We start from the raw sequence: 17,532 nt of genomic DNA, 5'->3' as shown, positions 1-17,532 counted from the left end.
TTGAACGTGGCGCAGACGGCCGGCGGCCAGTTCGGCGCGGGCCTGTACCGGCTCATCAACTACACCGGCACGCTGACTGACAACGGCCTGGACATCGGCACGGCGCCGACCGACGCGAGCAACCTGCAGGTGCAGACCTCGGTGGCGCAGCAGGTCAACCTGGTCAACTCCGACGGCGTGGCGCTCAACCTCTGGGACGGCAACGACAGCGCGAACATCAACGACGGCAAGATCGCCGGCGGCGCAGGCACCTGGCGCGCGGGCAGCCCGGGCGACAACTGGACCGACGCGGCCGGCACGATGAACGGCACCTGGAAGCAGGACGGCTTCGCGATCTTCACGGGCACGGCCGGCACCGTCACGGTCGACAACAAGGGTGCGGGCGGCGCGGTGCGCATCGGCGGCGCGCAGTTCGCGGTCGACGGCTACAGCATCGTCGGCGACGCATTGACCATCAGCGCACCGGCGACGGTTGTGCGCGTGGGTGACGGCACAGCCGCGAGCGCGGGCATGACCGCGACCATCGGCGCGTCGATCGGCGGCACGGGTGGCCTCGTGAAGGAAGACGGCGGCACGCTGATGCTGAGCGGCGCGAACTCGTACACGGGCGGCACCACCGTCAACGGAGGCACGCTGCAGATTTCGGCGGACAACAACCTGGGCGCGGCCGGCACTGCACTGGCGCTCAATGGCAGCACGCTGCGCGTGGCCGCGGGTGCCTCGACGGTGGCCTCGGCGCGTGCCATCACGCTGGGCGCGGGCGGCGGCACCTTCGAGATGGCCAGTGGCGATTTCGAGTCGAACGGTTCCATCGGTGGTGCCGGCGGCCTCACCGTGCGCGGCGCGGGCGGCACCGTGTCGCTGAACGCCGCCAACACCCACGCCGGCGGCACGCTGCTGCAGGACGGCGGTGCGGTCGTCGCCAGCGTGGACGGCGCCTTCGGCAGCGGCGACGTGCGCCTTGAAACCACCGATACGCAGTTGGCGTTCACCGGTTCGGCCAGCGCCGGCAGCACCCGCTTCACGGTGGGGCGCGCCAGCAGCACCGACAGCCGCAACCTCATCGGGTTCGCGCAAACCGCCTCGGCCGGTGCAGCCCGCATCGACCTGCATGGCCAGGGCTTCACGAGCGGCAACTTCAACGGGGCCCTGTTCGGCGAAGCGAGCACGGCCGGCAACGCGACCATCGACAACCGGGGCGCGGTCGTCGCCTTCAGCGACGCGGCCAGCGCGGGCAATGCAAGCATCACCGTGGGTGCGGACAGCCTGTTGGCCTTCGCGTCCAAGGCCTCCGCAGGCACGGCCAAGGTCGCCAACCAGGCCGGCGGCCTGGTGTACTTCGCGGGCACCGCGTCCGCGGGCAGCGCGTCGATCACCAACGCCGCGGGCGGCACGCTCGACGTGTCGGGCATCACTGCACCGGCGGGCCTCGCGATCGGCTCGCTTGCGGGCGGCGGCGCGGTGGTGCTCGGTGCCACGCGGCTGACGCTCGGCGCCACCAACGCGAACGACGCGATCTCCGGCACCATCTCCGACAAGGGCAGCCTGTTCCCGCAGCCCGGCACCGGTACCGGCGGCGCCATCGTCAAGGTGGGCAGCGGCACGCTGACGCTCACGGGTGCCAACAGCTACACTGGCGGCACCACGGTGGCGGCCGGCACGCTGAGCGTGAACAACGCGAGCGGCAGTGCCACCGGCACGGGCGCCGTGCAGGTGCAAAGCGGCGCGACGCTGACCGGCAGCGGCACCATCACCGGTGCGGTCACGGTCGGCAAGGGCGGCATCCTGGCCGCGGGCAACAGCCCCGGCACGCTGACGCTCGGCGCGCTCTCGCTCGCCGGCGGGTCCACGCTGAACTATGAGCTTGGCCAGGCCGGCACCGTCGGCGGCACGCTGAACGACCTGGTCAACGTCAACGGCAACCTGCAGCTCGACGGCACGCTCAACGTCACGGAGTCGGCCGGCGGCAGCTTCGGGCCGGGGCTGTACCGCCTCATCGGCTACACCGGCACGCTGACCGACAACGGCCTGGACATCGGCACCGCGCCGAGCGCGCCGGGCGACCTGCAGGTGCAGACCTCGGTGGCGCAACAGGTCAACCTGGTGAACCGCGCGGGCCTGTCGCTCAACTTCTGGGATGGCGGCGACGCCAGCAAGTACAACGACGGCCAGGTGGCCGGCGGCAGCGGCACCTGGCGTGCCGGCAACCCGCAGCCTTCGCTCGACGGCTGGACCGACATGGACGGCAAGCTCAACGCGAACTGGGCACAGGACCAGTTCGCCGTCTTCGGCGGCGCGGCCGGCACGGTCACGGTGGATGGCGGCGGCGGCGCGGTGCGCATCGCGGGCGCGCAGTTCGCGACCGGCGGCTACGTGGTGCAGGGCGATGCCGTCGAGCTGGGCAATGCGAGCACCGTGGTGCGCGTGGGCGACGGCACGGCCGCGGGCGCGACCATGACGGCGACCATCGGCGCCGCGCTCACCGGAACCGGCGGCCTCGCGAAGGAAGACGCGGGCACGCTGGTGCTCGGCGGCGCCAACAGCTACAGCGGCGGCACGCGCGTCAGCGGTGGCGTGCTGCAGATCGCCGCCGACGCGAACCTCGGCGCCGCAGCCGGCGCGCTCTCGCTCGACGGCGGCACGCTGCGCGTGACCGGCGACACCAGCAGCGCGCGCGCCGTCACGCTCGGCAAGGCGGGCGGCGCATTCGATGTCGATGCGGCCCGCACGGCGGCGCTGACCGGCGCACTCACCGGCACCGGCGCCCTGCGCAAGGCCGGCGCCGGCACCTTGCAGCTGAGCGGCGCCAACGGCTACACGGGCGGTACCGACGTGGCCGCAGGCTCGCTCGAAGCGCTGGCGAGCGGCGCGCTGGGCACCGGACCGGTGTCGGTGGCCGGCAAGGCATCGCTGGCGTTCGGCAACACGGCCGATGCGGGCAAGCTGACCATCACCGCCAACAGCGGTGCCGTGGTGGCGTTCCGCGATGCGTCGAGCGGCGGCAATGCCACCGTGGTGAACAAGGCGGGCGCACAGCTGCGCATCGATGGCCTCAGCGCCGCGGGCACGAGCATCGGCTCGCTCGAAGGCGCGGGCCAGGTGCTGCTCGGCGCCAAGGCACTCACGCTCGGCGGCCTCGGCGGCAACGCCACGCTGTCGGGCGCCATCAGCGGCACGGGCGGCTCGATCGTGAAGGTGGGCGCGGGCACGCTCACGCTCGCGGGTGCCAGCAGCTATACCGGCGGCACCACCGTCAGCGCCGGCACGCTGAGCGTGAACAACAAGAGCGGCAGCGCGACCGGCAGCGGCGCGGTGCGGGTGCAAGGCGGCGCGACGCTGGCCGGCAGCGGCACCATCGCCGGTGCGGTCACCGTCGCCAAGGGCGGCATCCTGGCCGCGGGCAACAGCCCCGGTACGCTGACGCTCGGCGCGCTCACGCTCGCTGCGGGCGCCACGCTCAACTACGAGCTCGGCCAGGCCGGCGTGCCCGGCGGCGCGCTCAACGACCTGATCAACGTAGGCGGCAACGTGCAGCTCGACGGCACGCTCAACATCGCGCAGTCGGCGGGCGGCACCTTCGGGCCCGGGCTCTATCGCCTGGTCAGTTACGGCGGCACGCTGACCGACAACGGCCTGGACATCGGCACCGCGCCGGCCGGCACCAAGGCGGCCGACCTGCAGGTGCAGACCTCGGTGGCCCAGCAGGTCAACCTGGTGAACCGCGCGGGCCTGTCGCTCAACTTCTGGGATGGCGGCGACGCCAGCAAGTACAACGACGGTCAGGTGGCCGGCGGCAGTGGCACCTGGCGTGCGGGCACCCCGACGCCATCGATGGACGGATGGACCGATGCCGATGGCAAGCTCAACGGCAACTGGGCGCAGAACCAGTTCGCGGTGTTCGGTGGCAAGGCCGGCACAGTGACGGTGGACGGCAGCGGCGGTGCGGTGCGCATCGCGGGCGCGCAGTTTGCGGTCGACGGCTACGAGGTGCAGGGCGACGGCATCCGCATGGACGGTGCCAACACCGTGCTGCGCGTGGGCGACGGCACAGCCGCGGGCGCGGACATGACCGCCACGCTGAACGTGGCGCTCTCGGGCACCGGGGGCCTGTCGAAGGAAGACGCAGGCCGGCTGATCCTGGGCGGCGCCAACACCTACAGCGGCGGCACCACCGTCAAGGGCGGCGTGCTGCAAGGCAGCGCCGCGAGCCTGCGCGGCAGCATCGTCAACAACGCCGAGGTCGCTTTCGACCAGGACAAGACCGCCGGCACCTATGCCGGAACGATGAGCGGCACCGGCAAGCTGCGCAAGATCGGCGCCAGCACGCTGACGCTCGCAGGCGCCAACAGCTACAGCGGCGGCACGCTGGTCGATGCGGGCACGCTCGCCACCGACACCAGCGGTGCGCTCGGCACGGGCGCGGTGGGCATCGCTTCGGGCGCGGTGCTGCAGTTCGGCGGCAAGGCCGACGCAGGCACGCTCGCGATTTCGAACGAGGGCACCCTGGCGCTGCAGGACAGCGCAATGGCCGCGGACGCGAGCGTGAGCAACGCGGCCGGCGGCCAGGTGCGCATCGACCTGGCGGCCACCGGGACGAGCATCGGCTCGCTCGGCGGCGCGGGCGACGTCGTGCTCGGCGCGAAAATGCTCACCACCGGCGCGCTCGGCGGCGACAACACGATCTCGGGCGCGATCAGCGGCGCGGGTGGCTCGCTCGTGAAGGTTGGCGCGGGCACGTTGACCTTGTCGGGCAGCGCGACCTACAGCGGCGAAACGCGCGTGGCCGCGGGCACGCTCGCGGCCGGCGCAGCCAATGCCTTCAGCGCCGCCTCGAGCGCGGTGGTGGCCAGCGGCGCGACGCTCGACCTCGCGGGCCACAGCCAGCAGATGGCGGGCCTTGCCAATGCCGGCACGGTCTCGCTGGTCGGCAGCGTACCGGGCACCACGCTCACACTCACCGGCCCTTACGTCGGCAACAACGGCGTGCTGCGCCTCGGCGCCAAGCTCGACAACCCGGGCATCGCCGACCGGCTGGTGCTCGACGGCGCCGCAGCCACCGCGAGCGGCCAAACGACCGTGGAGGTCACCAACCTGGGCGGCCTGGGCGCGCGCACCAGCGGCGCGGGAATCGAGGTGGTGAGTGCGCTCAATGGCGCCACCACCACGGCGCAGACCAGCAAGGACGCCTTCGCGCTCGCGGGTGGCCGCGTCGACGCGGGCGCGTTCGAGTACCGCCTCTACGCCGGCGACAACAGCGGTGGCGGCGAGAACTGGTACCTGCGCACCGAGGCCGAGCCGGGCGCCGGCCTGCCGACCTACCGCGCCGAGGCGTCGCTGTTCGGCGCGCTGCCGAGCCAGCTGCGCCAGAGCGATCTCGGCATGCTGGCCAACCTGCACCAGCGCATCGGTGACGACGACGTGCGCGGCAGCCCGGGCGCGTCATCCAGCGCGGCAAGCGGCCATCGCCGCGCCTGGGGACGCCTGATCTCCACCGACATGGACATCCGCCAGGGCGGCACCGTGTCGCCGCACAGCGAAGGCCGCGTCACCGGCCTGCAGGCGGGCACCGACCTGCTGGCTACGCCCGACTGGCGCGCCGGCATCTACGTCGGCCAGCTCGAAGGCGACACCCAGGTGCGCGGCTTTGCGAGCGGGCTGCTCAACACGGCCGCCGGACGCAACGACCTGCGCAGCCAGTACCTCGGCCTCTACGGCACCTATGCCGGTGAAAGCGGCTTCTATGCCGACGTGGTGCTGCAGGCCGGCCGCCACCGCTACACGGTGCAGCCGCTGGCGGGCGCGGGCGCATCGGGCAAGGGCAACAGCCTGCTGGCCTCGATCGAGGTGGGCAAGGCATTTGCGCTCGGCGCGAGCGGTTGGTCGATCGAGCCGCAGCTGCAGCTGATCCATGGGCGCCAGCGGCTGGACGACGTGTCGATCGCGGGCGCGGTCGTGCAGCAGGATGCCGACAGCGGCTGGACCGGCCGCGCAGGCGTGCGGGTCAAGGGCAGCTTCGCCACCGGCGCTGGCACCTTGCAACCCTACGGCCGCTTGAACGTGTACCGCAGCGCCAAGGGCAACGACGTTGCGCGCTTCGTGAACCCTGCGGCGATCACGCCGGTCGGTGCGCCCATCGGCGGCACCAGCACCGAGCTGGCCGCGGGCTTCACCCTGGCGGTGAGCCAGCGCACCAGCCTCTACGGCGAGCTCGGCAAGCTCTGGGCCTCGGGTGGGTCGGCGCGCGTGGGCAGCTCGGTCAATGCGGCTGCGGGGGTGCGCGTGAAGTGGTGAGCGTGGGCGTTCACGGCGAGCGCATCGCGCTCAGGACTCCGCCGTGAAGCCGATCTCCTTGGTCAGCGTGCGCCATTCCTTCGTGTCGGCCTCCAGCATCGACGCCAGCACCTGCGGCGTGGAATGGGCGACGTCCACGCCCGACTGCTGGAGAAACGCCGCCAGCGCGGGGTCGGACAGCGCGGCGTGCACCTGGGCCTGCGCACGGCGCTGGGTCTCGGCGCTTGCCCTGGCCGGCAGGTAGACGCCATACCATTCGCGCGCCGTCATGGCGACGCCCTGCTCGCGGAACGTCGCCACGCCGGGCGCGAAGCTCGAACGCGATTCGCCTGACACGGCGATGAGGCGCAGCTTCCCGGCCTGCACCTGGGGCAGGTAGTTGCCGACGGGCCCGGCGGCGGAGGCGATCTGCCCGGCGACCACGTCGTTGATGGCGGCGGCGGTGCCCTTGTAGGGGACCGGCTTCAGGTCGAGGCCGGTCTGCTGGTTGACCACCGCCACGACGAGGTGCGGCATGGAGCCCAGGCCCGGTGTGCCCGTGTTCGCCTTGTCGGGATTCGCCTTGACCCAGGCCACGAAGTCCTTGAGGCTCGTGACGCTCGCAGGGACGAGCGGGCCCACGGCGAGCGCGTGGTTCGTGTGGCAGACCAGGGACACCGGCATCAGGTCCTTCGCCGGGTCGTAGGGCAGCTTCTTGAACGTGAAGGGATACATCGCCAGCGCCGACGAGTGCGTCAGCAGCAGCACGCTCCCATCGGCCGGCGAGTCCTTGACCTGCGTGATGGCGATCTGGCCGGACGCGCCGGGCCTGTTCTCCACCAGCATGGCCGGCGCGTAGCCGCCGCGCATCTTGTCGGCGAGCCGCCGGGCCATGACATCGGTGAGGCCGCCGGGCGTGAATCCCACGAAGATGCGCGCGGTCTCGGGCTGCTGCCCGAAGGCGGGAAGGATGGGCGCCGTAGCGAGGGCCGCGGCCACGAAGTCTCTTCTGTTCAACATGTCGGTGTCTCCAAAATGGTCAGTTCACGCGCACCCGGATCTCGCCCAGCCCGTCGATGCGGCCGGTCATGAGATCCCCCTTCGCCACCGCGCCGACCCCCTCGGGGGTGCCCGAGAAGATCAGATCGCCGGGCTGCAGTTCGAACAGGCGCGACAGCGCCGCCACGATCTCGTCCACGCTCCAGATCAGCTGGGCCAGGTCGGCCTGCTGTCGCGGCTCGCCGTTGACTTCGAGCGCGATCGCGCCGGTGGTCAGCACGCCTGTCGCATCGATCGGATGGATCGGTCCCATCGGCGCAGAGGCGTCGAAGGCCTTGCCCGTTTCCCAGGGCTGCCCCGCGCGCGCGGCCGCCTGCTGCAGGTCGCGCCGGGTCATGTCGAGGCCGACGGCGTAGCCGAAGATATGGCCGGCCGCCCTTTCCTTGGGGATGTCGCGGCCGGCCTTGCCGATCGCGACCACGAGTTCGATCTCGTGGTGGCAGTTGGCGGTCTCGCTCGGGTAGGCGAAGGACGCCTCGCTGTCCGCAACGGCCTCGACGACCGCGTCGGCCGGCTTGCAGAAGAAGATGGGCGGCGAGCGCGACGGGTCGTGGCCCATCTCGCGCACGTGGGCCTCGTAGTTGCGTCCGATGCAATAGACGCGGCGGACCGGGAAACGCGCGGCGCTCCCCGCGATGGCGACGGAGACGACGGGTGGGGGCTCGAAGGCGAATAAGGGTTTCTGCACGGGCTCACTCCACGGAGATGTTGCGTTCCTTGACCAGGCGCGCCCACTTGTCGCGTTCCTCGCTGATCAGCGTGCGCATCTGTTGCGGGGTGCTCGTCGTGATCGCGGCGCCGCGCCCGCGCATCACCTTGGCCACCTCCTCGGATTGCACGGCCTTGACCAGCTCCGCATGCAGCCGCTCGGCCACCGCCGGTGGCACGCCGGCGGGAGCGATGAAGCCGAACCAGATGTTGTCTTCGAATCCCGGGATCGTCCTGGCGATCGGCGGGATCTCGGGCGCCTGCGCCGAAGGCTTGCCGCTGGTGACGCCGATGGCGCGCAGTTTGCCGGACTGGATGAAGGGCAGTGCGACCGGCAGGTTCTCGAACGCCATCTGGATGTTCCCTGCCATCAGGTCCTGCATCGCGGGGCCACTGCCGCGGTAGGGCACGTGCGTGATCTCCAGCTTCTCGGCGCGCGCCAGCAACTCGCCGTTGAGGTGGGCGCTCGAACCGGTGCCCATCGAGCCATACGACACCTTGCCGCCTTGCTGCTTCATGTAGGCGACGAGTTCCGCCATGTTCTTCGCGGGCACGGATGGATTGACCACCAGGACGTTCGGCAGCGTGATCGCGAGCGTCAGCGGCACCACATCCTTCAAGGTGTCGACCTTCATGTCCTTGTAGAGCGCCGGATTCACGGTCATCACGCTCGCGGGAACCATGCCGATCACGCTGCCGTCGGGCTTGGCGTTCGCAATCTGCTGCAGGCCGAGCACCCCGTTGGCGCCGGGCTTGTTCTCGACGATGACTGTCGTGCCCATGTTCTGCGCAAGCACCTTGCCCGTGAGCCGAGCCAGGGTGTCGGACAGGCCGCCCGGCGGATAGGGCACGACGATGGTGACCTGCGACGGTTGTGCCAGGGCGGGCATCAGTGCGGACAGGCCAGCGTAGGCGAGCGCGGCGAGCGCCGCGCGGAGGAACGATCTCATGGGTGTCTCCTGTTGTGATGTACGAAAAGTGGGTCGGCTTCAGGCCGTGCCGGCGCGCTCGGCGATCGCGGCTTGCACGGCAGGCCGGAAGAGCTCGCGCTCTGAAATCATCAAGCTGCGCTCCCAGGGCCAGCGCGTGATGGCCGGTTGCGGCGTGCGGTCGACCGCCTGGCCGCCGAGGAAGATCGCCGCGAAGCGGGCGTTGTCCTGCAGGATGCGGATGTCGGCCAGCGGGTCGCCGTCGACGACGAGCAGGTCGGCAAACTTGCCCGGCGCCAGCGTGCCGACGTTCTCGGCATCGATGGTCACCGCTGCGTTCTTCGTGGCGCAGGTGATCGCCTCGAGCGGGCTCATGCCCAGCAGCGTCACGAACAGCTCGAGCTCGCGCGCGTGCCACTCGCCATAGGGCGTGACGGCGAAACCGGTGTCGGTGCCAGTCATCATCGTCACGCCGTTCTTCCACGCATAGCCGAGGTTGACCACCGCCTTGTCGAGATCGCGCCTGAAGCGGTCGATGCGCGACTGCGAGCAGCCGGCGAGGTGGCCCCAATCGGCCACGTTGGCGGTGAAGGTGAGCGCGGGGCAGCACGGGATGCCGCTGGCCGCAAGCCGGTCGGCCTGCGAGCGGTCCATGAAGTCGGCGTGCATGATCCAGTCGATCCTGGCCTCGATGCAGTCCATCACCGATTCGCCGCTGCGCGCATGGGCCGTCACCCGCTTATTCAGGCGATGCGCCTCCTCGACGATGACCTTGAGCTCATCGGCGCGGAATGCGGGCACGCTGCCGCCGCCGGGCGTGAGCAGCGCAGACTCGCCGCTCGCGGCAATCTTGATGAAGTCGACGCCGTTCTTGGCCTGGTCGCGCACCTCGTTGACCATCTGGCTGGCGCCTTCGGTGAGCGCGCCCACACCAGAGCGCGGCGATCCCACCCACGACGGAAAGTAGTCCGTGAGCGCCGCATGGGTCGACAGGTAGCGCGCTGCCGCCGTGATGCGCGGCCCGGGGAAGAGGCCGCCCTTGATGGCGTCTCGCACTGCAACGGCCACATACCAGCTGCCACCGGGGTCGCTGAACGAGGTGACGCCCGCTTGCAGCACCGTTTTGGCGTGGAACGCGGCGCGGATCGCGCGGTATTCGGCCGAGCCGAACAGGTCCTGCTCCTCGATGCCGCGCGCCACGCCGTAGCTGATGTGGCAATGCGCGTCGATCATCCCCGGCATCACGGTCTTGCCGGTGGCGTCCCAGGCGATCTCCGCGCCATGGGGCAGGGGCCTGGCGGGACCCTCGCCCTTGGCGATCTCGCCCACGCGGTCGCCGTCGATCTCCAGCCAATGCAGCGGCTCGGGCTTGTCGCCCGTCCCGTCGATGAGGGTGCCTCCGACGATGTAGCGCTTCATCGGCTCAGCTCCAGGCAACGCCGTCGGCCTTGGAGGCTCCGGGCCTGCCTTCCATGAAATCCACGAGGGCCTGGTTGAACTCGTCGGCGCGCTCGTAGTAGGCCGTGTGCGCCGCGCGTGCGAATCGCACCAGGCGGCTGCGCGGCACCAGTTGGCGCACCTTCTCACCCACCGAAGGCGTCACTGTCTTGTCTTCGTCGCCCCACGCGAGCAGCACCGGGAAGCTCGCCGCGGCCAAGGCCTCGCCGACCACTTCGTCGTCGAGGTCCGATTCGATGTAGGAGCCCAGCGCCTCGAACGACGCCTTGGCGCCCGGGGAGTTGTTGATGCGCCATTCCTCTTCGAGCATTTCCGGCGTGACGAGCGCGGGATCGAAGATCACGCGCTGCATCTTCCCGGCAACGCCTTCGCGCGTCTGGTTGTTGGCGCCTGCCTTGATGCGCCCGCGCGCCTCGTCACCGATGGGCACGAGGCCCATGCTACCGACCAGGGCGATGCCGTCGACGCGGGTCGGGTTCTCGCACGCATAGGAGGCCACGACATGGCCGCCGAGCGAGGTTCCCACGATGGTGGATTTCTGGATGCCCATCGCGTCGAGAAACGCCCCGAGCGCTTCGCGGTAGGCGGGCACCGAGCATGCGACCCCGGCCCCCTTCGACGCAAAGCCGTGGCCCGGCAGATCGATCGCGTAGACGTGGTAGCCCCGCTGCGCGAGCGCGTCGATGTTGCGCGACCAGCGCTCGGCGCGCCCGCCCGTGCCGTGCACCAGGACCACGGTCCTGTCGCCCGAACCGGCTTCGAGGACACGGGTGGTTGCCGCACCTGCGGGGAATGGATAAGCGATCATCGAAACTCCTGATTCATTGAGTGAATAAGCTATTCATCAATGGTAGGAGCTGCGTTCTACCTCCGCACTAGGAGCTTCACGGACGCGCTGTGAATAGGCGCTATTCAGCCGCTTCGGAGCCGTTCTGCAACCGGGCGAAGTTGCGCCGCGATCGCGGCCACGGCCTCACCCGCCTCGGCCCGGACGGCAGCAACCTTGAACACTGCCGACGCCGAGGTGATGTTCAGCGCATAGGGAGACACCTGCTCCGCAGTGCCCAGCGGAACCGACACGGTGCTCATTCCGGGCACGAACACATCGATGTTGGTGACGAAGCCGTCCTTGCCGTAGTCGGCCAGTGCCGCGAGCGCCTGCTTCTCGTGCTTCTTGAAGAGCGCGGGATGCGCCTCCTTGCATTCCGCCAGCGCCGCCTTGCGGTCCTCGCGCCCCAGCCCCGCCAGGTAGGCCCAGCCCGTGCCGCTCGAGATGATGGGGACTTCGGAGCCCACGCGCAGGTTCACGCTGAGGAACGAGTGCGGTGCCTCGCAGCGCTGCAGGTAGAGCATGTTCGCGCCCTCGCGCGTGGACAGGCTCGCCGCCCCCTCGAACCGCGACGCCACGTCGATGAGCAGCGGCCGCGCGAGCTCGGCTAGTTCGAGCGTGTCCAGGGCCGAATAGCCGAGGGTCAGGATGGACAGCCCCGGTCGGAAGCGGGCGCCGTCGGAATCGGCGACGAGGTAGCCGCCGTGCTCGAGTGTCTTGCACAGGCGCCAGACCGTGGGCTGTGGAAGGCCCGTCATGCGTGCGAGTTCGCTGCTGCCCAGCCGCTCGCGGCCATGGTCGAAGCATCGCAGGACTGCGAGCCCGCGCAGCAAGCCCTCCACGAGTGGCTGGCCTGTGGGCTTGGCGGATGACTTCTTGGCTGTTGGCATGGCGCGACCTTCCTCTCGAATCGGAAACACCGCATAATATCACATAAATGAATAGATAATTCACTATATGAATAACAAAAGCGAGACGATGAAGGCTTGGACCGTGGGCACCCCCACACCGGAACTGCGCGAAATCCCACGGCCCGTTGCCCTGGCGAACCAGATCCTCGTGCGCGTCAGTCATGCAGCGATCAACAGGGCGGATCTCCATGTGGCGGCGGGCCATGTCCACGGCAGGAGCGGTGGCGTGGGCTCGACCATCGGCATCGAATGGGCGGGCGAGATCGTGGAGATCGGCCCCGGCGTTCCACCTGGCTTCGCACCCGGCCAATTGGTGATGTGTTCGGGGGTCGGCGGCTACGCAGAGTACGCGGTGACGGATTGGGGCCGCGTCTATCCGCTGCCGCTGGGCATCGATGCGGCTTCGGCTGCGGCGCTTCCGATCGCGCTGCAAACCGCCCACGAGGCGCTGACGGCCAGCGGCAGGTTCACGCGCGGCGAGACGGTTCTCGTCCATGGCGCGAGCAGCGGCGTGGGGCTCATGGCGATGCAGATTGCACGCAGGCTCGACGCTTCGGCGGTTGTCGCCACATCCACGACGCCCTCGCGGCAAGCAAGGCTGCGCGAGTTTGGCGCCACCCACGTGGTCGACGGACGTGCGACCGACTGGGCCGACGAGGTGCTGGCGGCCACGGGAGGCGAGGGTGCCCATCTCGTTGTCGACTTCATCGCCGGGCCAGGCATCAACGAGACCCTGCGGGCCACGCGCATCCTCGGGCGCATCGTGAACGTCGGACGCATGGGCGGGTTCAGCGGGACGTTCGACTTCGACCTGCATTCGCTGCGCCGGATCAGCTACGTGGGAGCGACCTTTCGAACCCGCAGCCCGGAAGAGGTGCGGGAGATCGCGGGCCGCATGCGTGCCGACCTCTGGGACGCGCTGTCCCGAGGCGACCTGCGGTTGCCGGTCGCCGCCCGTTATCCCTTCGAAGAGGCACGCGCCGCGCTCGACTTCGTCGCGGCGAACGCCCATTTCGGCAAGGTCGTCCTCGACCTCTGACGCCCCAGGATCAACCTAGGAGACATGAAGATGCCATCGCTCAACGCCTCGGCCGCCCTGAAGCGGTTCCGAATCCTCGACCTGTCGCGCGTTCGCGCGGGCCCCACCTGCGCGCGCATGCTCGCGGACTTCGGCGCGGACGTCATCCGCATCGAGCCGCCGCCGGGGGTCGACCCCAACGACGCGATGTTCGCGGCCAAGCGCAAGGGCGGCGACTTCCAGAACCTCAACCGCAACAAGCGCGGCCTCGCGCTGAACCTGAAGAAGCCCGAGGGCGTCGACGTGCTGCACCGGCTCGTCAAGGATGCCGACGTGGTGCTGGAGAATTGGCGCCCCGACGTCAAGGCCCGCCTCGGCCTCGACTACGAAACCCTGCGGCGGATCAACCCGCGGGTCATCCTGGCAAGCATCTCGGGCTATGGCCAGGACGGCCCCTACGCCTGGCGGCCGGGCTTCGACCAGGTCATCCAGGGCATGGGCGGCCTGATGTCGGTCACCGGCTTCAAGGAGAGCGGTCCGGTGCGCGCCGGCATCGCCGTTTCGGACTCCGCGACCGGCCTGTACACCGCGATCGGCATCATGGTGGCGCTGCTCGAGCGTGAGCAGTCGGGCGAGGGCCAGTGGGTCCATGCGTCGCTTCTGCATTCGCAGATCGCCATGATGGACTTCCAGGCCGCTCGCTATCTCGTGGACGGCGACGTGCCGGCCCAAGAAGGCAACGACCATCCGACGTCTGCGCCCATGGGCATGTTCGAGGCCGCTGACGGTGCACTGAACATCGGGGTTTCGGGCGAAGGCCAGTGGAAGGCCTTCTGCAAGGCGATCGAGCGCCTCGACTGGCTGGACCATCCCGAATTCAGGCTCAACGCCGATCGCGTGCGCAATCGGCGCGAGATCAATGCCACGGTGCAAAGCCTCTTCCAGACGAAGCCCGTGGCGCACTGGGTGCAGGCGCTCAATGCCGCCGGTATCCCGGCCGGCCCCGTGTACACGGTGCCCCAAATGTTCGACGACGAACAGGTGCACCACCTGAAAGTCGTCGGCGAAATCCCGACGGAGTCGGGCGCGCCGCTGCGCATGATCACGCAGCCGATCGTGCTCGAGCGGACACCGGCGGCGCTGGCGTCGCCGGCGCCATCGGTGGGCGAGCACAGTGACGAGGTGCTGCGCGAGGCGGGCTATGGCGACGCCGAGATCGCCTCGCTGCGCGAGAAGGCGGTGATCTGATGGCCGAGGGAAGAATCATCACGGTGCGCCGCGGCGCCATCGGCGAGTTGCGCATCGACAACCCCGGCAAGTTCAACGCCATGTCGCTCGGCATGTGGCATGAGCTGGCGGCGCGCACGAGGGAGTTCGCCGAAGAGGGCGACATCCGGGTGGTCCTGCTGCGAGGCGAAGGGGAGCGGGCCTTCGTCTCGGGCGCCGACATCACGGAGTTCGACACGAAGCGAAGCGCCGCATCGGGCAGCGGCGACTACGACGCGGCGGTGGAGGACGCCCAGCTTGCATTGATGGCATGCCCGCATCCCGTCGTGGCGAGCATCCGGGGGGTGTGCATGGGCGGCGGTCTTGGCCTTGCAATGGCCTGCGACCTGCGCTACGGCGCCCTGGACGCGCGCTTTCGCATGCCGGCAGCGAGGCTGGGCCTGGGCTATTCCTTTCGCGGCGTCGAGCACATGGTGCACGGGCTTGGCGCGCCACGCGTGGCGGAGCTGTTCTTCACTGCGCGCACCTTCGATGGCGCCGAGGCGCTGCGCATTGGCCTGCTGCAGGCTGCCTTCGGGCCGGACGAACTCGACGCGAGCATCGAGGAGGTCCTGTCGCAGATCGCGGCCAACGCGCCGCTGACGACCCGCCTGGCCAAGCGCTCCATCGCGCTGGCGCGGCGCCTCGCGCCCGAAGCCGACAACGCGGAGATCGAGCGCTTGCGCGCGGCGTGCGTTGCGAGCGAAGACTACGCCGAAGGGCGCCGGGCGTTCGCGCAGAAGCGCACGCCGCAGTTCACGGGACAGTGACGATGGAACAGGAAGCCATGCTCGCGCGCGCGCAAGTGGACGTCATCGCCGCCGACGCGGCGCGCTTTCCCAAGGACCTCATGGACGCGATCGGGTTCGACCGCGTCATCGCGCTCCACCCGGAAGGGCGCGCACGCGTGTGCTTCGAGGGGCCGGCGCGGCTCGCGCATTCGGGCGGGGAGGTGATCCAGGGCGGCATCCTCGGCGCCTGGCTCGATCACGCGATGGCATGGGCGGCGTGCGCGCGGGAAGAGGGCGCGGCGATCGCCACCCTCGAGATGAAGGTCAGCTACCTCGGTCGCGTGCAGCCCGGCCCGTGCGTGGCCGACGTGCGCGTGGTGCGCTGGGGTCGGCGGGTGGTGTTCCTCGAAGGGATCCTGGAGCAACCGGAAGGGACGGTCGTCGCGACCGCCTCTTCGACGGCGATGCGGCTGGGCGGCTGATCGGCGGATTGCTGGCCAGCCACTCAGTCCATGATCTTCGCGACAAGTGGGGTCCGCTCATCAAGGCTGCCGGCGTGAAGCTGGAGTGAGACTTCATCGCCGGGGGCCTTCGAGACACCCCTGAGCCTGTCTACCGCTTCCGCGAGCGAGAAGAGGCGGCAGGCGTCTTGGAGGGCAACCGGGAAAGGGCTGCGGCACGGCAGACATCCAGAATCTCGTCGGCGAGGGGCGAGTCGTCGGGACAGGCCCGCGACAGCACGATCGCACCGATCGCCTGCGCAATGACGTCGATCTGCCTGGCGCGCACGTCGCTTTGCCGACCGCCTGCCTCCGGCGCGTCGAACGGGTTGCCCAGAGTGGCCAGCAGGCCTTCCAGGCCGATCGCGAAAGCCGCCTTGACCGACTCCGGCTGGCGCGCGGCATCGCCGCACAGCGCGGCCATCGTGCAACCTTCGCCAGGGGCGTCGCGGTGCTCGCGCGACACATAGTGCGTGACGAATTCCCTCGCGTCGACGCCCTCGGCCCTGGTGGCCGTCTGCGCGAAACCACAGTTCGCCGCTTCCGCCATCAGCTCGGTCTTGGACCCGAAGTGCTTGTAGAACCCGCCGTGGGTGAAGCCTGCCGCCGCCATCAGGTCCGCGATGCCCACCCCGTCGTAGCCACGCTCGCGAAACAGCGTCGAGGCCGTCTCGACGATGTGCGCCCGGTTTGCTTGCGCCTGCGCTTTGGTGACCTTCATGTCCAGATCTCTTGAGGTATGTCGTGCGTGAAGTCAGAAATATACATTGATGTCACTCATCATCAAAGTTCTTGACTTCAAAGATGATGATCGACATCATTATGAAAAACGGCGATTCACCTTCTAACCAAGAGAAAGCACATGACCTCCCATTCCACCGTTCTCATCACCGGCGCCTCGACCGGCATCGGCACCATCTATGCCGAGCGCTTCGCACGCCGCGGCCACGACCTTGTGCTGGTTGCCCGCGACAAGGCGCGCCTCGAAGCGCTCGCCGCGCGCCTGCGCGACGAAGCCGGTGTGGCCGTCGACATCCTTTCGGCCGATCTGACCGAGCCCGGCGACCTGGCCGCGGTCGAGGCCCGTCTGCGCGAGGACGCCAGGATCGACACGCTGATCAACAACGCCGGGGCCGCGCTGTCCGGGCAGTTCATCGACCAATCGACAGACGATGTCGCCCGCCTGGTCGCGCTCAACACCACGGCACTGGTCAGGCTCGCGAGTGCCGTCGCCCCGCGCCTGGCGCGGGCCGGCCATGGCGCGATCGTCAACATCGGGTCGGTGGTTGGCCTGGCGCCCGAGTTCGGCATGTCGGTCTACGGTGCGACCAAGGCGTTCGTGCTGTTCCTGTCCCAGGGACTGAGCCTGGAGCTCTCGCCCAAGGGCGTCTATGTGCAGGCGGTGCTGCCTGCCGGCACCCGTACCGAGATTTGGGATCGTGCCGGCATCGATGCCAGTGCGATGCCTGACCTGATGGAAGTGAATGAACTCGTGGATGCCGCGCTGGTCGGCTTCGACCGCCGCGAACCCGTGACCATTCCGCCACTGCACGATGGCGCACGGTTCGAGGCGCTGAACGCGGCACGCCAGGCCCTGATCGCGGACATCCGGCAGGCGCAGGTGGCAGAGCGCTATCGAAGCGCCGCCTGAACGGCAACGCGCCGGAACGCACGAGCGACACGCTGATGAACAGTCCCCAATGAAAGCGCTTCGATCGGTATGGAAAGAAGGAACCCGAGGTGCGGGACGATGATGATCTGGTCCGCATCCACGCGGCGAGCGTCAATGCCCTTGACACGAAGATCAAGCGAGGCGAGTTCAAGCTGATTCTTCCCACCGCCTTCCCCTTGTT

Annotated in this window: 13 protein-coding genes; 6 read left to right on the top strand and 7 right to left on the bottom strand. The window is 69.5% G+C overall.

Annotated elements, in window-relative coordinates:
• Positions 1–6 precede the first annotated feature (6 nt).
• The gene (locus AC3A6J_RS21945; protein WP_487862112.1) at positions 7–6,291 is read left to right on the top strand and encodes an autotransporter-associated beta strand repeat-containing protein; all 6,285 of its coding nucleotides are present in this window, start codon (positions 7–9) and stop codon (positions 6,289–6,291) included.
• A 30-nt stretch (positions 6,292–6,321) separates the two neighbouring features.
• Here the strand turns inward: AC3A6J_RS21945 and AC3A6J_RS21940 are convergent, their stop codons facing one another.
• The 6 genes from AC3A6J_RS21940 to AC3A6J_RS21915 form a co-directional block, all read right to left on the bottom strand.
• Positions 6,322–7,290, bottom strand: coding sequence for a tripartite tricarboxylate transporter substrate-binding protein (locus AC3A6J_RS21940; protein WP_487862111.1), 969 nt, complete (start codon positions 7,288–7,290; stop codon positions 6,322–6,324).
• A 19-nt stretch (positions 7,291–7,309) separates the two neighbouring features.
• Positions 7,310–8,017 (bottom strand): fumarylacetoacetate hydrolase family protein, encoded by a 708-nt coding sequence (locus AC3A6J_RS21935; RefSeq protein ID WP_487862110.1) that lies wholly within the window; start codon positions 8,015–8,017, stop codon positions 7,310–7,312.
• A 4-nt stretch (positions 8,018–8,021) separates the two neighbouring features.
• Positions 8,022–8,987: a Bug family tripartite tricarboxylate transporter substrate binding protein gene (locus AC3A6J_RS21930; protein ID WP_487862109.1), complete on the bottom strand. Its 966-nt coding sequence runs from the start codon at positions 8,985–8,987 to the stop codon at positions 8,022–8,024.
• A gap of 39 nt (positions 8,988–9,026) precedes the next feature.
• Complete coding sequence (locus AC3A6J_RS21925; protein WP_487862108.1) at positions 9,027–10,385, bottom strand: metal-dependent hydrolase family protein; 1,359 nt, start codon at positions 10,383–10,385, stop codon at positions 9,027–9,029.
• Between the two features lie 4 nt (positions 10,386–10,389).
• Positions 10,390–11,232, bottom strand: coding sequence for an alpha/beta fold hydrolase (locus AC3A6J_RS21920; RefSeq protein ID WP_487862107.1), 843 nt, complete (start codon positions 11,230–11,232; stop codon positions 10,390–10,392).
• Positions 11,233–11,336: 104 nt separating this feature from the next.
• The gene (locus tag AC3A6J_RS21915; protein ID WP_487862106.1) at positions 11,337–12,143 is read right to left on the bottom strand and encodes an IclR family transcriptional regulator; all 807 of its coding nucleotides are present in this window, start codon (positions 12,141–12,143) and stop codon (positions 11,337–11,339) included.
• 67 nt (positions 12,144–12,210) lie between these two features.
• On the opposite strand from AC3A6J_RS21915, the gene AC3A6J_RS21910 reads away from it, so the two are divergent.
• From AC3A6J_RS21910 to AC3A6J_RS21895, 4 genes are read left to right on the top strand one after another with little or no spacing between them, the layout of a single operon-like run.
• Positions 12,211–13,203: a zinc-binding dehydrogenase gene (locus AC3A6J_RS21910; protein ID WP_487862105.1), complete on the top strand. Its 993-nt coding sequence runs from the start codon at positions 12,211–12,213 to the stop codon at positions 13,201–13,203.
• 30 nt (positions 13,204–13,233) lie between these two features.
• Positions 13,234–14,430 (top strand): CaiB/BaiF CoA transferase family protein, encoded by a 1,197-nt coding sequence (locus AC3A6J_RS21905; protein ID WP_487862104.1) that lies wholly within the window; start codon positions 13,234–13,236, stop codon positions 14,428–14,430.
• The gene (locus tag AC3A6J_RS21900; RefSeq protein ID WP_487862103.1) at positions 14,430–15,218 is read left to right on the top strand and encodes an enoyl-CoA hydratase; all 789 of its coding nucleotides are present in this window, start codon (positions 14,430–14,432) and stop codon (positions 15,216–15,218) included. The genes AC3A6J_RS21905 and AC3A6J_RS21900 overlap by 1 nt, the downstream gene beginning before the upstream one ends.
• A gap of 2 nt (positions 15,219–15,220) precedes the next feature.
• Positions 15,221–15,661, top strand: a complete 441-nt coding sequence (locus AC3A6J_RS21895) for a PaaI family thioesterase (protein WP_487862102.1) — start codon at positions 15,221–15,223, stop codon at positions 15,659–15,661.
• Positions 15,662–15,791: 130 nt separating this feature from the next.
• Here AC3A6J_RS21895 and AC3A6J_RS21890 read toward each other — a convergent pair whose 3' ends face one another.
• Positions 15,792–16,400, bottom strand: coding sequence for a TetR/AcrR family transcriptional regulator (locus AC3A6J_RS21890; protein ID WP_487862101.1), 609 nt, complete (start codon positions 16,398–16,400; stop codon positions 15,792–15,794).
• A gap of 141 nt (positions 16,401–16,541) precedes the next feature.
• Between AC3A6J_RS21890 and AC3A6J_RS21885 the strand changes: the two genes are divergently transcribed.
• Positions 16,542–17,330 carry an SDR family NAD(P)-dependent oxidoreductase gene (locus tag AC3A6J_RS21885; protein WP_487862100.1) on the top strand — a complete coding sequence of 263 codons (789 nt, stop codon included), beginning with the start codon at positions 16,542–16,544 and terminating at the stop codon, positions 17,328–17,330.
• Positions 17,331–17,532: the final 202 nt, after the last annotated feature.

This window comes from Variovorax sp. Soil_C_39 (assembly GCF_057656815.1).
Note: the sequence above shows the minus strand (reverse complement) of the source record. Positions and strands in the feature narration are given on the sequence as shown.